General features: G+C 65.5%; 15 protein-coding genes. 6 read left to right on the top strand and 9 right to left on the bottom strand.

The features are described from left to right. Positions 1-682, top strand: a 682-nt coding sequence (locus QMB55_RS00190; RefSeq protein WP_497586636.1) for a hypothetical protein, incomplete at its 5' end; no start/stop codon positions are given. Positions 683-1,192: 510 nt separating this feature from the next. On the opposite strand, the gene QMB55_RS00185 is transcribed toward QMB55_RS00190, so the two are convergent. Then, positions 1,193-1,756, bottom strand: coding sequence for a helix-turn-helix domain-containing protein (locus QMB55_RS00185; RefSeq protein WP_497586637.1), 564 nt, complete (start codon positions 1,754-1,756; stop codon positions 1,193-1,195). A gap of 203 nt (positions 1,757-1,959) precedes the next feature. Between QMB55_RS00185 and QMB55_RS00180 the strand changes: the two genes are divergently transcribed. Further along, a complete protein-coding gene (locus tag QMB55_RS00180; RefSeq protein ID WP_497586635.1) occupies positions 1,960-3,111 on the top strand; it encodes a benzoate/H(+) symporter BenE family transporter in 1,152 nt (383 codons plus the stop codon). Between the two features lie 215 nt (positions 3,112-3,326). Here QMB55_RS00180 and QMB55_RS00175 read toward each other — a convergent pair whose 3' ends face one another. Beyond that, complete coding sequence (locus QMB55_RS00175; RefSeq protein WP_497586634.1) at positions 3,327-3,983, bottom strand: YiaD family glycine zipper/OmpA-like lipoprotein; 657 nt, start codon at positions 3,981-3,983, stop codon at positions 3,327-3,329. 260 nt (positions 3,984-4,243) lie between these two features. Between QMB55_RS00175 and QMB55_RS00170 the strand changes: the two genes are divergently transcribed. After that, on the top strand, positions 4,244-5,677 hold the full coding sequence (locus tag QMB55_RS00170) for a DHA2 family efflux MFS transporter permease subunit (protein WP_497586633.1): 1,434 nt from the start codon (positions 4,244-4,246) through the stop codon (positions 5,675-5,677). Positions 5,678-5,683: 6 nt separating this feature from the next. Here the strand turns inward: QMB55_RS00170 and QMB55_RS00165 are convergent, their stop codons facing one another. Together QMB55_RS00165 and QMB55_RS00160 are read right to left on the bottom strand one after the other, a co-directional pair. Continuing rightward, the gene (locus QMB55_RS00165) at positions 5,684-6,055 is read right to left on the bottom strand and encodes a hypothetical protein (RefSeq protein ID WP_497586632.1); all 372 of its coding nucleotides are present in this window, start codon (positions 6,053-6,055) and stop codon (positions 5,684-5,686) included. Between the two features lie 344 nt (positions 6,056-6,399). Beyond that, the gene (locus QMB55_RS00160; protein WP_497586631.1) at positions 6,400-6,729 is read right to left on the bottom strand and encodes a carboxymuconolactone decarboxylase family protein; all 330 of its coding nucleotides are present in this window, start codon (positions 6,727-6,729) and stop codon (positions 6,400-6,402) included. Positions 6,730-6,847: 118 nt separating this feature from the next. Between QMB55_RS00160 and QMB55_RS00155 the strand changes: the two genes are divergently transcribed. From QMB55_RS00155 to QMB55_RS00145, 3 genes are all read left to right on the top strand, one after another. Continuing rightward, positions 6,848-7,804: an AraC family transcriptional regulator gene (locus QMB55_RS00155; RefSeq protein WP_497586630.1), complete on the top strand. Its 957-nt coding sequence runs from the start codon at positions 6,848-6,850 to the stop codon at positions 7,802-7,804. Then, positions 7,801-7,974 carry a hypothetical protein gene (locus tag QMB55_RS00150; protein WP_497586629.1) on the top strand — a complete coding sequence of 58 codons (174 nt, stop codon included), beginning with the start codon at positions 7,801-7,803 and terminating at the stop codon, positions 7,972-7,974. Before QMB55_RS00155 ends, QMB55_RS00150 begins: the two co-directional genes overlap by 4 nt. Before the next feature lie 124 nt (positions 7,975-8,098). Next, the gene (locus tag QMB55_RS00145; protein WP_497586628.1) at positions 8,099-8,554 is read left to right on the top strand and encodes a GNAT family N-acetyltransferase; all 456 of its coding nucleotides are present in this window, start codon (positions 8,099-8,101) and stop codon (positions 8,552-8,554) included. Between the two features lie 247 nt (positions 8,555-8,801). Here QMB55_RS00145 and QMB55_RS00140 read toward each other — a convergent pair whose 3' ends face one another. From QMB55_RS00140 to QMB55_RS00120, 5 genes are all read right to left on the bottom strand, one after another. Next, positions 8,802-9,782 (bottom strand): AEC family transporter, encoded by a 981-nt coding sequence (locus tag QMB55_RS00140; protein WP_497586627.1) that lies wholly within the window; start codon positions 9,780-9,782, stop codon positions 8,802-8,804. A gap of 41 nt (positions 9,783-9,823) precedes the next feature. Further along, positions 9,824-10,318 carry a disulfide bond formation protein B gene (locus tag QMB55_RS00135; protein ID WP_497586626.1) on the bottom strand — a complete coding sequence of 165 codons (495 nt, stop codon included), beginning with the start codon at positions 10,316-10,318 and terminating at the stop codon, positions 9,824-9,826. 188 nt (positions 10,319-10,506) lie between these two features. Further along, a complete protein-coding gene (locus QMB55_RS00130) occupies positions 10,507-10,938 on the bottom strand; it encodes a DUF6672 family protein (protein WP_497586625.1) in 432 nt (143 codons plus the stop codon). Further along, positions 10,935-12,047, bottom strand: a complete 1,113-nt coding sequence (locus QMB55_RS00125) for an ABC transporter permease (protein WP_497586624.1) — start codon at positions 12,045-12,047, stop codon at positions 10,935-10,937. The genes QMB55_RS00130 and QMB55_RS00125 overlap by 4 nt, the downstream gene beginning before the upstream one ends. Further along, positions 12,044-13,087, bottom strand: a complete 1,044-nt coding sequence (locus QMB55_RS00120) for an ABC transporter permease subunit (RefSeq protein ID WP_497586623.1) — start codon at positions 13,085-13,087, stop codon at positions 12,044-12,046. The genes QMB55_RS00125 and QMB55_RS00120 overlap by 4 nt, the downstream gene beginning before the upstream one ends. Position 13,088: the final 1 nt, after the last annotated feature.

The raw sequence follows: 13,088 nt of genomic DNA, 5'->3' as shown, positions 1-13,088 counted from the left end.
ACGGCGAACACCTCACTCCCTCACGCTGTTACACCACTTCCCGGGACACCGCCTTGGGCCGTCACCATTTCATGCTAATTTCTTTCTGCGTCCCGGCGAGGCTTCTTTACATCAATCCTTCGCACTAGAGGAAACCAAGCGACGCGGCTACAACGATCTCGTCTTCAAATACAGCCAGAATCGATCATCCGACGAAGCGCTCGACGATCTTCTTGATGAGTTGAGCGACGAACTCGGTTTGTTCTACGAGATTCAGCGACGAGCCGTTCGCTTAATGCACGCCGGCGACAACTTAACCGCTCATTGGCAAGCCCTTCAATCGATAGTGACGCCAAGCCTAGGTCTATTCGATGTGCGTTCTCGAATGCACATCCACAGGAAGGCCCAGGCTCTTGTCTCCGATGCTTATACGTTGCAGGCTCAATACGCGGTTGAAGAGCAGCAGGTTCAGCGAGACGTTTCATCAACCTACGAGAAAGGGGTCGCAACGTACCTTGAGAAATACGTGTGTGACCGCAGTGAGAAGCTTCCCATGTACCCCGTCGAATCGATAATTAAATGGGGCGAGCACGTTGTAGGAACGTCGCTAAAGTCGGCGGAAATTGCTGCCGTAGTGCTATCGGCGATTGGCGGCGGAATCGTAGGCTCGTTGCTAACTTCACTAATGTCGCGTGGCGGATGATGCAATCTAACCCGTCGTTGCAGGGGACGCTGCGTGATGAAGCCGCGCACCGCCCCTGAACTCAGACGGTTAGGGTGTTCAACATCAATAGCAATCAGGGGACAGACCACGGTTTCTCCCTATCCCGGCCTCCCCGCCAAGATCGCCATTCCACGCGCCTCCAGCCCGCTCTTGCTTGCTCCCGGGCCGGGGCTGTGCGGTGAGGAGCGGCAGGGCACGGCGGAAACACAAAGCCCCTGAGCCGACGTTCCGGGGCTTTTTTGCTGACGCAGCCGTGCGACGCGGCCTGTGTTTCAGCGCTGCGGTTCTGCCACGTCGATCTCGCTGCGCTGGTTCCGCACCTGCCGTCGCCTCCGAAGCTACCGCGCTGACGCGCCCGTGATCCATCGCCGGAGCATCGGCCTGGAGGGCCCGTCGACGGGTGTTCCGGGCAGGGGCACCTTGGGAAAGCGCATCTGGATGCGGGGTGCAGGCCAATTGCAGCCCGTTGCCGGCCAATCGGCCTGAGGGCTACGGGGCATCAGATGAATTTTTCGCCGGCGTCCGTCCGTAGTGAATCAGGTTGTGAAACGCGACGGGCTGGAGCGTCGTGTTCCGGTAACCGTGCGGACGATCGGCACAAAACCGGATCGCGTCGCCTTCGCTCAGGGGCTGCCACTGCTCGTCAAGCAGGACCTCCATCGTTCCGCGCAACACAATCACGTGTTCGGTAACGCCGGGTTCGTGTGCGTCAGAGCGGCGTTCATAGCCCGGAAGCAGCGTGAGTTCAAACAGCTCGAAACCGAAGCGCGGATCGAAGGGAAAAAGTGAGGCGATGAGCATCCCGTCCGGCGCCGGTTGGTTGCGGAGCGCGTCTGCATTGCGGCTGACGACTCCGCCGGGCGTAACGTCCGGCATCGGTTCGATCAGGCTCGACAGCGAGGTATTGAAACCGCTGGCGATCTTCCAGAGGGTTGCGATCGTCGGGCTCGATTCGCCGCGCTCGATCTGCCCGAGCATGGCCTTGCTGACGCCGGTTTCCTGCGCCGCCCGATCAAGGCTCCAGGCCCGCCCGCTCCGTAAGGCGCGCAGCATGGTTGATAGATGCTGGCTGGTTTCGTGAGCTGCGTTCGGCATGGTGTCGGAAAGGGGCGCGATTTGCCAAGGGTCGCGGATGAACGACGGACCGGGTTTGAAAACGGGGCTTGTGCGTTATAGCGCACGAGCCTTACACTCCGTTTTGTGCGCTTTAACGCACGTCTGCAATTACAGCACATCGCCATCGTTTCGGGGACGCCATGCGCCGTTTTTTCCACCTCGCTCACCTTTCCGCGGGCTTCATCGCCGTACTGGTCGGTTACACGAGTTCCGCCGCCATTGTCTTTCAGGCCGCCACGGCGGCCGGGGCGGAGGCGGCCCATCTCGCCTCCTGGCTCCTCGCTCTCGGCCTCGGGATGGGCGCGACGTGCATCGGTTTGTCGCTCCGCTACCGAAGCCCGGTGCTGACGGCGTGGTCTACGCCAGGGGCGGCCCTGCTGGGCACGGCACTCATCGGGGTGCCGATGGGCGAGGCCGTCGGCGCCTTCCTGTTTGCGTCCACCCTCATGGCCGTACTCGGGTTTACGGGCGGGATCGAACACCTGATCAAGCGCGTTCCCAAGGCCTTGGCGGCCGCCATGCTCGGGGGGGTGCTGGTTCGGTTTGGGCTGGGCGTTTTTACTGCGCTGCAATCGAGCCTCGTCCTCGTCGCGGCGATGCTCGTGGTTTACTTTGCCGGTCGTCGCTGGAATTCCCGCTATACGATTCCGTGGACCCTGCTCTGCGGACTGGCCGTTGCCGGGTTCGCGGGACAGATTCACCTTGATGCCATTCACTGGGCGCCTGCCGCGCCGGTTTTTGTCGCGCCGGTGTTCTCGGTGTCGACCATCGTGGGCGTAGGCATTCCGCTCTTCATCGTCACGATGGCGTCGCAAAACGTCCCCGGCATTGCCGTCTTGCGGGCCAACGGCTATACGACGCCCGCCTCGCCTCTGATCGGCTGGACCGGCGTGACCGGGATGGCGCTGGGGGCCTTCGGCGGCTTCCAGTTCAATCTCGCCGCCATCACTGCAGCCATCTGCATGAGCCCAGAGGCGGACCAAGACCCGCAGCGTCGCTACCTTGCAGCGGTCTGGGCCGGGGTGTTTTATGTGCTCACGGGGCTGCTCGGCGCAACCGTCGCCAGCGTCTTTGGCGCGCTGCCCCTGGGGCTCGTGGCAGCCATCTCCGGCATTGCCCTGTTTGGCACGATCGGCAACAGCCTGACGGCGGCGTTGGGCGAAGAGCGGTCCCGCGAGGCCGCGCTCGTGACCTTTCTCGTAACGGCCTCGGGATTGACGCTCGCCGGCATCGGCAGCGCCTTCTGGGGCTTGCTTGCCGGGCTGGCCGTCAATTGGGCCTTGCGGCGCTGACAAACGCCAGCCCCTCTCCGGCGATCGCGCCGGCAACAAACCCCGCCAGGATCGCCATTCCACGCGCCGTCCAGGCCGACCGCAAGCCGCGTCCTGGCTTGCTCCCAGGCGGCACCGCGCTGTGCAAGCGGCAGCGCAGGGCAAATACACAAAGCCCCAGAACCCGCGTTCCAGGGCTTTGTGCTGACGCTGCCGCGCGACGCGGCCTGTGCGCTTTAGCGCGGCGGTTCGGCCACGAAAATCTCGACGCGCCGGTTCCGCGCCCGGCCGTCGGCGGTATTGTTGTCGGCCACCGGTTCGCGCGAGCCACGGCCGTCGATGCTGATCCGGCTCGCTTGTACGCCGCGATCGACGAGGTAGTCGCGCGTCGAAGCGGCGCGGTTCACCGACAGCGGGTTGTTGATCGCGTCGCTGCCCCGGTTGTCGGTGTGGCCGATGATCCGCACCGTCGTCACCGGGTTCTGGTTCAGGGTAGTGGCAAAGCGGTCGAGCACGGGGCGCAGGTTAGGCTTGATCTGCGCGCTGCCCGAATCGAAGGAGACGTCGCTCGGGATCTCGAGTTTGAGCTGGTTATCGGCCGTCTGCGTCACGCTCACGCCGGTGCCGCGGGTGGCTTGCTCCATCGACGCTTTCTGCTCCTGCATGTGCTTGGACCACAGGTAGCCGCCGCCGGCGCCGATCGCCGCGCCGATCGCCGCGCCCGTGCCCGCGCCACGGCTACCCCCGGCCACGCCGCCGATCACCGCCCCGGCCACGGCGCCGATGCCCGCGCCCTTGGCGGTGTCACTCTGGGTTTCCGTCATGTTGGCGCAGCCGGCCACGGTGCTCGCGGCAAACGCGAGGGCCAGCACGTTGGGAAGGAGTCTGTTCATGATCAAACCTCAAGCAGGCAAGCCACCCACGCGGGGGCACGTTTTCAGGATAGCTCGTCCGCGGCAGAAGGTTAAATCCGCGCGCCCGGGCCGCGGCCGTGAGCACGCCGCCGGAAGCGCCATTCCACGCGCCCTCCAGCCTTGCGCCAGGGCGCCCGGCAAGGGCGTTCCAGGCCCGCACCGCGCTTTCTAAACGATCCGCCGCGGGCTAGATTGAAGCGTCGGCGGCGCATGCTCCGCCGCCCTCACCGGAGCCCGCCGTGTCGCCCCCGACCGCCACCGCCCCCGCCGACCCGCGCGTCAAACGCTACCTGCCCTGGGTGGTGGCGATCGCGCTGTTCATGGAGCAACTGGACTCGACGATCATCAATACCGCCGTGCCGTCGATGGCCGCGAGCCTCGGCGTCACCCCGCTCAGCCTCAAGGCAGTGGTCACCAGCTACATCCTGAGCCTCGCCGTCGGCATCCCGATCAGCGGCTGGATGGCCGACCGCTACGGTTCGCGCCGCGTGTTCAGCGCCGCCGTCGCGCTGTTTACCTTTTCGTCGGTGCTTTGCGGCCTCGCGCTCAACGTGCCGATGCTCGTCGCCGCGCGCATCCTGCAGGGACTGGGCGCGGCGATGATGATGCCGGTCGGGCGGCTGACCATCATCCGCACCTTCCCCAAGTCCGAACTGCTGGTGGCGATGAACTTCGTCGTCATCCCGGCGCTGATCGGCCCGCTGCTCGGCCCCACCGTCGGCGGCTTGATCGTGCACTGGCTGCCCTGGCGGGCGATCTTCTTCATCAACGTCCCGGTCGGCCTCGTCGCGCAATACCTCATCCACCGCCACATGCCCGACTACCACGGCGACGCGAGCCGCCCGCTCGACCTCGTCGGCCTCATCCTCTTCGGCAGCGGCGCGGCGCTGCTTTCCTGGCTGCTCGAAATCTTCGGCGAACACGCCCTCGACTTCACCTCGGGCATCCTGCTCAGCGGCCTCGCCGCCGCGCTGCTCCTCGGCTACGGCTGGCACGCGCAGCGCAGCCCGTACCCGCTCTTGCGCCTTGCACTCTTCCGCATCCGGACCTTCCGCGTCTCGGTGGTCGGCGGCTTCATCACCCGCCTGGGGATCGGCGGCATGCCCTTCATGCTGCCGCTGCTTTACCAGATCGGCCTCGGCCTGCCGGCCTGGCAGTCCGGCCTGCTGATCATGCCCAGCGCCGCCGCGGCGATGACCATGAAGCTCATCTCCACCCACCTGCTCGCGCGCTTTGGCTTCCGCCGCGTGCTGGTGGTCAACACCGTGCTCATCGGCCTGACCATCGCCGCCTTCTCGAGCGTCGTGCCGGGCACGCCGACGGCAGCCATCGTCGGCCTCTCGCTCCTGCAAGGGCTGTTCAACTCGCTGCAGTTTTCGAGCATGAACTCGATGGCGTATTCCGACATCCGCCCCGAAGACAGCAGCATGGCGAGCAGCATCGCCAGCTCGATGCAGCAGATGTCGATGAGCTTCGGCCTTGCCTGCGCCTCGCTGGTCGTCGCCGCCTACCTCGGGGAACAGCCGCAGACCGACCGCGCGGCGGTCATCAGCGCCCTGCACCACACCTTCCTCACCATGGGCGCGCTGACCATCCTCTCCTCCCTCTCCTTCTGGACCCTGCGCCCGGACGACGGAGAGAACGTGAGCAAGGGGGCGGGGGGCGAAGGGTGAGGAACGCTACACCTCAGGCTGTCCATCGCTCAGTATTGCTCGATTGCGCCATTGAATCGCCGCGCCCGCCAGGCAAGCGATACCGACCACTCCCCATAAATACGCCGCCCCCACACTCCCGAAGCAGTCATAGGCATACTGCTTCAAAAAGGAAAACTTCCCCGTAAATGGCGGCATATCAGGCTGAAGCCACTCAGCAAATGCCATGGAGAAAGAACAGAGCGACAAACCCAGAGTAAGTGGCCATTTTTTCGTCGGTCGCGGCGCCCATCCTTTTTCCAACGATTGGTGAGCAATCGGGGGCGCAGATCGTCGCCGATCCCACGCAATAAATGCCCACAACAAGAGGAGACAGGCAAGAAACAGCAGTATGGGCATACCCCATCCTCATTGTTTTTTATGACCGACAAACGGGGCAAAGTGCCCCCCGCTTACCCAACACTTTCTCTTCCGTCCAAACCCTTGCCATCGGCATCCTCAATCGCCATGACAACCGTTTCGCATACTACATCCAGACGCCCATTAAGACACTCACCACACCAGAAGCGCAATTCCGTCCGCCTTGCAGACGCGCCGCCCCCGGAGGACATACGCTCCCGGCCAGACGACGAAGGGGGTTACTCAGTGGCAGCGAGCGTCGTACCGAACTGCCACTGCAGAAAAGCGCAGGCGGCGAGCCTTTGCCCGCCACCTGCGCCGCTTCAAATGAACCCGCGACCGCCTCAGGCGGCCAGCGCATCCAGCACCCGGGCCGAGTACACGACCGCCGCGCCGGCGTTCAGCGCCACGGCAACGCCGAGCGCTTCGGCGATTTCTTCCTTGCTGGCGCCGGCCTGCTTGGCCGCCTGGGTGTGAATGGCGATGCAGCCGTCGCAGCGGGTGGTCACCGCCACCGCCAGCGAGATCAGTTCGCGCGTTTTCTCGTCCAGACGACCGGTTTTCTTGCCCGCCCCGGCCAGCGCCTGATAGCCGACAAGGGTATCGGGGCTCAGCTGAGCGAATTCGCCGACGCGGCCGAGCAGTTCGTTTTGGTAGTTGTTCCAGTTCAACATCTTTTGGCTCCTTGATTCATCCCGGGAAACGCCGGGTCGCTTGACAACGGAGCCATTGTCGCGAAAGCTGTTGTGACTTTGAATTCGGTTTAGTATCACTTTTTAGCGCGATCGTCTCATGGATGCCTTAAGCCCGCTGCTCGACCTTGCCCACCTGCGCGTCACGCTCGATGTCCGCTGCCTGCTCGGCGGCCGCTTCACCATCGACCATCCGGCCCTGCCGCCCGGCGAGGCCGTCTTCCACCTCCTGCTGTCCGGGCGTTGCCGCCTGCGCTTGAACGATGGCCTGGAACTCGGCCTCGTGGCCGGTGATTTCGTGCTGCTGGCCCGCGGCGAGGCGCACGTGCTGCTCGACGATGGCGCCAACGACGCGCCGCAGGCGCTGCGCAGCCACGCCGGCGGCCTGCTGCCGCTCACCGCCGACGGGGTGGCGAGCGAGGCGCCCGCCGAGTTGCTGTGCGGGCGCTACCATCACACGCACGGCGCCGGCGCGCTGTTTTCCGCCGCCCTGCCCGCCCGCCTGCACGTTTCGCTCCTCGACTCGAGCGTGCAGCCGGCGCTCTCGGCGCTGATGGCGCTGTTGCGCGCCGAGGTGCAGGGCGAGGCGCAAGCCGCCGGGCATGCGGTGATCGATGCCCTCGGCCAGGCCCTGCTGGCGTACGCGCTGCGCGTGTTCGCGCAGGACGACGCCGTCGCCGGCGGGCTGCTGCCGCTCGCCGCCGACCGTCGCCTCGGCGCCTCGGTGCGCGCCGTCCTCGACCGCCCGGAGCACCCGTGGACCATTGCCGAACTGGGGAATACCGTCGGCATGTCGCGCGCTACTTACGCCCGCCACTTCCAGGCCCGCGCCGGGAGCAGCATCAGCGACTTCCTGACCCGGGTGCGGATGATGCGCGCCTGCGCCCTGCTGGTGGAAACGCGGCGCAGTCTGGGCGACATCGCCGAAGCCGTCGGCTACCGCTCCGAAGCGGCCTTCGGCAAGGCTTTCCACAAGGCGCTCGGCGAAACGCCCGGCCGCTGGCGCCGAGGCGCAGCCGAGCGCCGCGCCGAAGCGGCCGCGCCCGGCAAGGCTTGAGCCGGGCGGCCAGACGCGCCATTCCACGCGCCTCCCAGGCCGACGCCAGCGCCCTGCACCACACCATCCTCACCCTGGGCACGCTGACCATCCTCTCCTCGCTCTCCTTCTGGACCCTGCGCCCGAACGACAGGGAGAACGTGAGCAAGGGGGCGGGGGGCGAAGGCTAAGAAGGACAAGAAAGGGCCGGAATCATCGTGCAAAAAGCAGGTCTGATCGACCGGCACAGAAACACAGTTTTACTTGCCCCTGCCTGCCCCGACAAACAGCCCCACGGAGCAACCCACGATGCCCATGAAGATCGAGATCGACGACCTGTCTCGCGCTGAAATTCATGCCCTGCTCAATGAGCACCTGCAAAGCATGTATGCGCTGTCGCCCCCGGAGAGCGTCCACGCCCTCAACCTCGACAAACTTCGCCAGCCGGACATCACCTTCTGGACAGCGTGGGAAGGCTCGCAACTGCTGGGTTGTGGCGCCCTCAAGGAACTCGACGTCACGCACGGCGAGGTCAAATCCATGCGGACACCCCAGGCACTACGGCGCAAAGGCGCCGGCCGGGCCCTTCTCGCGCACCTGATTGACGTAGCTCGTGCGAGAGGCTACGGACGTTTGAGCCTGGAAACGGGAACGGCGGAAGCCTTCCTCCCGGCCCAAAAGCTCTACGAGAGCTTTGGCTTCACCTACTGCGGCCCCTTTGGTAGCTACACCGAAGATCCCAACAGCACCTTCATGACCCTGCGCCTGTAAAACGCTCCAGCCCCGAAGCCTGCATCCCACCGTTTCTGCTCGCAGCCACCATGCCAGGGGCGCCATTCCATGCGCCTTCCAGGCCCGCGCCAGCGCCCGATGGACGGGGGTTCCCGGCGGGGCGATCCAGAACAAGGGAGGACTCGTTCCGCGGATCACTCATTCGTGACGCGAAGACGCGCCGAAGACAGTGCAAGCCGCACGGCAAGGCGAAGACGACAAGGTCACGGAGGATATATCAGCGGAATCAGCCGGCCGGCGCTGCGCCGAGCAGCCAGACGGCGGCGGCGAAGGTGACGAAGGAGAGCGAGGTCGACAGCAGGGTGATGGTGGCGATGCGCCCGGAGTCGACGCTGTAGTTTTCGGCCATCATCGAGACGTTGCTCGCACCGGGCAGCGCGGCGACGAGGACGAGGGCAAGCAGCAGTTGCGGATCGAACTCCACGCCCAGTGCCTGCGCCACCCGTGCGGTGCCGAGGATGAGCAGCGGATGGACGATCAGCTTGACGAGGACCACCGGCCAGACGTCGAGCCGGTGCGCCGGCGGCCGCTGATGCAGGGCATTGCGCGCCAGGATGCCGCCGAGGGCGAAGAGTGCAACCGGCGTTGCCGAATCGGAGAGCATGTTCACCGTCTTGCTCACGACGTCCGGCAGCACCACGCCACTCGCCGAAACGAGCACGCCGCCCGCCGCGGCCCAGGGCAGCGGGTTGGCCGCGGCGCCGCGCAGCGCCTTGGCAAAGGCGCCGAGCAGGGAGGCGCGCCCGCCCTCGCCGGGTTCGTGCCGCGCGTGCGCGATGGCGAGACACAGCGAGCTGATGAGGACGACGTCGACCGTGAGCGCCAGCACCGCGCCGCCGACCGCCTGCTCGCCGAGCAGGGCAAGAATCAGTGGAATGCCCATGAAGCCGCTGTTGGGGAAGGCGGTGACCAGCGCGCCGAAAGCCGCATCCTCGATGCCGATGCGCGCGTTGCGGCTCAGATGGAGGGTCGCCAGCGCCAGCACGACGCCACAGCCGGCGTAGAGGGCGAGCAGCTTGGGGTCGAGCAGGCGAGCGATCGGCGTCGCCGCGCCAAAGCGGAAGAGCATCGCCGAGAGGCCGAAGTAGAGCACGTAGCGGCTGATGCCGGCCACCGCGCCGTGCGGCACGACGCCGCGGCGCACGGCAAGGTAGCCGCAGGCGACCAGGGCGAAGAAGGGAAAAGTGACATTGAGGATCGCCAGCATGGCCGCTCCGGAACTCGTTGATGCGGGAGACGCGCGACGGCTTAGTACGACCGGCGCGTGCGGCGGCGGAAGGCGAGAATGCCGCCCAGCGCCAGCGCGGCGAAGAAGAGCACCGACCAGTTGGCGAGCGAGAGGCCGAGGAAGACCCAGTCCTTCTGCGTGCAGAAGCCAGTGACCATGAACATCGACGGCCACTGCAGGGACAGCCAGTTGACCGTCATTTCGAGCAGGGTCGGGTCGCCGAAGCCGCACTCGATGGCCTGCTGCGGCGCGTACTGCATCCAGCTCTGGTTGATCGCCGTCGCCAGCCCGCCGAGCGCAGCCAGCGTCACCAAAGCGCCCCACACGCGGTGCCCGCGCGGCAAGGCGGCGCCGCACAGCGCAAAGGCGCCGACCAGCATGTACATGAAGCGTTGAAAGCTGCACATGTAGCAGGCCGCGATCTTGGCGACCTCGCCGAGGATGACGCCACTGGTGACGAGGCCGACGGCGGCGAGCGCGAGGGCAAGGAAGAGGGAGCGGTGCGACAGGTGCATGACGGGCCAAACCTGAAAAGACATCGACGGCCATTTTACGCCATCGACGCGCCCCGCCCCAGCCCGACGCCGCGCGGACCGACCGACGGGCAATGCACTCGCCCCGGCGGCAGCCCGAAAAAAACGCCGGCCCGGAAGTCCGGTGCCGGCGTTCTGCGGCCGGGGTGGCCCGGCGCGCGCTTGCGCGCTTACTCCTGATGAATCATCTGCTCGACCGGCGCATCCTCGACGGGCGGCGGCGTGAAGCGCGTCACCCAATGCTCGGCCGGCGCGCCACCAAGGATGGCGGGCACCGAGATCACGGCGGTGTCGAGGAAGGTGGGGATGGCGAACTTCTGCGTCACCACCTTCTCCGGCCCGGAGATGACCTCGATGGTGATGCTGTGGCTCGGCCCGCCAACCGCGAGCATCACCCGCTCGGCCCGCCCCATCGTCTCGGCCGGAAGGCCGTTGACGCTGACGCTGACCGTCTCGGCCGAACGGTATTCCTTGTCGCCGACCTTGAGCGCGTTGGTGTCGATGAGCAGGGTGTGGCCCTTGCCGATGTAGAAGAGATACACCGACAAAAGCAGCAGGCCGACGATCACGGCGCTGCGCTGGATCAGGCTGCGCGCGGTCATGCCGCACCTCCCTTCGCGTCCTTGGCCGCTTCGCCGCGCAAGGTGGCGCGCGAATCGTGCTCCTGGGTCACCCGCTTCCATTCGTAGAGCACCAGCGCCAGGGCGATGACCCCGTAGCTGACGAACTGCCGGAAGTATTCACCCAGCATGCCCGAGCCAATGAGGTTCTTACCGGCCATCGGCGAAACGAGGAACAGGAGGTGGAAGAGGATCACCCCGACGATGACGTTGGGGATCGAAGCGCGGGTCACCGAGGCGCCGCCGATGAGCAGCGCGGCAATCGAGAACATGCCGATCTGCTCGTGCGAGCTGGTGGTGTTGATCGTCCCGATGTTCTGCAGGAAGATGATCTGCCCGATCCCGGCCAGCACCGTGGAGATGATGATGGCCATGATCCGCGTGCGTTCGACCGGGATGCCGGCCGCCGCGGCGACCGCCCGATCCTGCCCGACGGCGCGCATGTCCTGCCCGATCTTGGTCTTGCGGAACCAGATGATGAAGCCGCTGACCGCGCCGATGATCATGAAGCTGAACACCGGAATCTGCAGCCCGCCGATCTTGAGCGGAATGAGCAGGTCGAGGCACTGGCGCACCCCGTCGAGGCCGACCACGTTGCGGATGCCGTAGCCGCGCGAGAGGAGCAGCTCCTGGTTGAAGATCGGGATGATGCTGCCCATCGCGTAGAGCACGACCAGCATGTACAGCCCGTTCATGAAGAAGGCCAAGATGAAGCCCGTCACCATCTCGCGCCCCTTGGCCAGGTTCATGATCGAACCGCACAGCCAGCCGAGGAAGATCGAGATCGGCAGCGAGATGATCATCGCCAGGAGCAGGCCGGGAATGCCGACGATGCCCCAGTCGGAGATGAAGATGAGCCCCAGCTGCCCGGCCATGGCGCCGAGCACCATGCCGAAGTTGAGGCCCATCCCGGCCATGATCGGCAAGAGCAGCGCGATCACCAGGAAGGTGTTGCGCCCCAGGCGCATCAGGATTTCCTGCATCAGGAAGCTGCCGGGCAGCCCCGAAGCCGGAATCGCGAAGGCGATGAGGACGACGAAGAGAATGACGACCGCATTCTCGATGAGGAAGCTACGCAGTTTGGCCATCATTTCAGCACCTTCGTCTTGCGGGTAAGGGCATAGAGGATCATGCCGTTGGAGACGATGATGCGGATGACGTCCGACATATCGACCTTGAGCACGGCGTTGAAGATCAGCGGCGTCATGGTCAGGATGCCCTGGTAGAGCAGCACGCCGATGAAGACGTTGGCCATCGTCGCCTTATTCACCCCCGCGCCGCCGATCAGGATCGCCGCCACCGCCGGGAAGGCCATGTACAGCGGGCCTTCGTAGAGCTGGATGAAGCCGAAGCTCTGCTGGAAGACGACGATGCCCATCGCCGCGAGCATGGTCGACATCACCACGCTGATGATGCGCATGCGATCGATGTTGATCCCCGAGGCGCGGGCGTACACCGGGTTCGAGCCGACCGCGGTCATCGCCGTGCCGAGCTTGAGGTGGAAGAACGCCCAGATGAACCCGGCGGCGGCGAGGAAGACGAGCAGCGCCCCGGTGGGGAACTTGAAGTCGTCGCCCAGCTGGATCGCCCACAGGTCGTCGAGGATGTGCCGCCAGAAGCCCTCGACCGAGATCGTGGTGCGCAGGCCGGAACCGCCGTAGCCCCAGATCATCGTCGGGTCCTTGTACGGCAGGATCAGCCAGGCGATCGACATCAGCATCACCGAGGAGAAACCAACGTAGGTCGAGATCATCATCTCGCCGCCCTTCACCCGGTTGAGCAGCTTGCCGTAGCCGTAGCCGAACACGGCGCCGAAACCCTGCGAGATGACGATGGCGATGATGAAACCGAAGGCGCCGACGAGCCCCATTTCGATGCTCATCGTCGCCCCGAGCAGGCCGGCGATCACCCCCAGCGAGAGGCCGAAGTTGAGGCCACAGCCCGACTGGATCATCGGCACCAGGGCCAGCACCATGATGCCGTTCATGCCGACGCGGATGAGAATGTCCGAGACGGCCCCCGGAACGCTGACGCCCACCACCGGTGCCGCCATGAACAGCGCCAGCAGAAAGACGATGATGATGATCCGGGGCAGACCAAAATCAGCGGTAAAACGCTTGATGCTCTCCATG

The sequence above is a fragment of the Propionivibrio sp. genome (genome assembly GCF_041441355.1).
Lineage (GTDB): Bacteria > Pseudomonadota > Gammaproteobacteria > Burkholderiales > Rhodocyclaceae > Propionivibrio.
This window is presented reverse-complemented; position numbering and strand designations above follow the sequence as displayed.

Bases quoted from the DNA above. Each gene is read 5' to 3' on its own strand.
- QMB55_RS00165 (WP_497586632.1), bottom strand. From the start codon at position 6,055: ATGCCCATACTGCTGTTTCTTGCCTGTCTCCTCTTGTTGTGGGCATTT.
- QMB55_RS00140 (WP_497586627.1), bottom strand. From the start codon at position 9,782: ATGCTGGCGATCCTCAATGTCACTTTTCCCTTCTTCGCCCTGGTCGCC.
- QMB55_RS00180 (WP_497586635.1), top strand. From the start codon at position 1,960: ATGCGCCGTTTTTTCCACCTCGCTCACCTTTCCGCGGGCTTCATCGCC.
- QMB55_RS00120 (WP_497586623.1), bottom strand. From the start codon at position 13,087: ATGGAGAGCATCAAGCGTTTTACCGCTGATTTTGGTCTGCCCCGGATC.
- QMB55_RS00125 (WP_497586624.1), bottom strand. From the start codon at position 12,047: ATGATGGCCAAACTGCGTAGCTTCCTCATCGAGAATGCGGTCGTCATT.
- QMB55_RS00135 (WP_497586626.1), bottom strand. From the start codon at position 10,318: ATGCACCTGTCGCACCGCTCCCTCTTCCTTGCCCTCGCGCTCGCCGCC.
- QMB55_RS00160 (WP_497586631.1), bottom strand. From the start codon at position 6,729: ATGTTGAACTGGAACAACTACCAAAACGAACTGCTCGGCCGCGTCGGC.
- QMB55_RS00155 (WP_497586630.1), top strand. From the start codon at position 6,848: ATGGATGCCTTAAGCCCGCTGCTCGACCTTGCCCACCTGCGCGTCACG.
- QMB55_RS00130 (WP_497586625.1), bottom strand. From the start codon at position 10,938: ATGACCGCGCGCAGCCTGATCCAGCGCAGCGCCGTGATCGTCGGCCTG.
- QMB55_RS00175 (WP_497586634.1), bottom strand. From the start codon at position 3,983: ATGAACAGACTCCTTCCCAACGTGCTGGCCCTCGCGTTTGCCGCGAGC.
- QMB55_RS00145 (WP_497586628.1), top strand. From the start codon at position 8,099: ATGAAGATCGAGATCGACGACCTGTCTCGCGCTGAAATTCATGCCCTG.
- QMB55_RS00185 (WP_497586637.1), bottom strand. From the start codon at position 1,756: ATGCTGCGCGCCTTACGGAGCGGGCGGGCCTGGAGCCTTGATCGGGCG.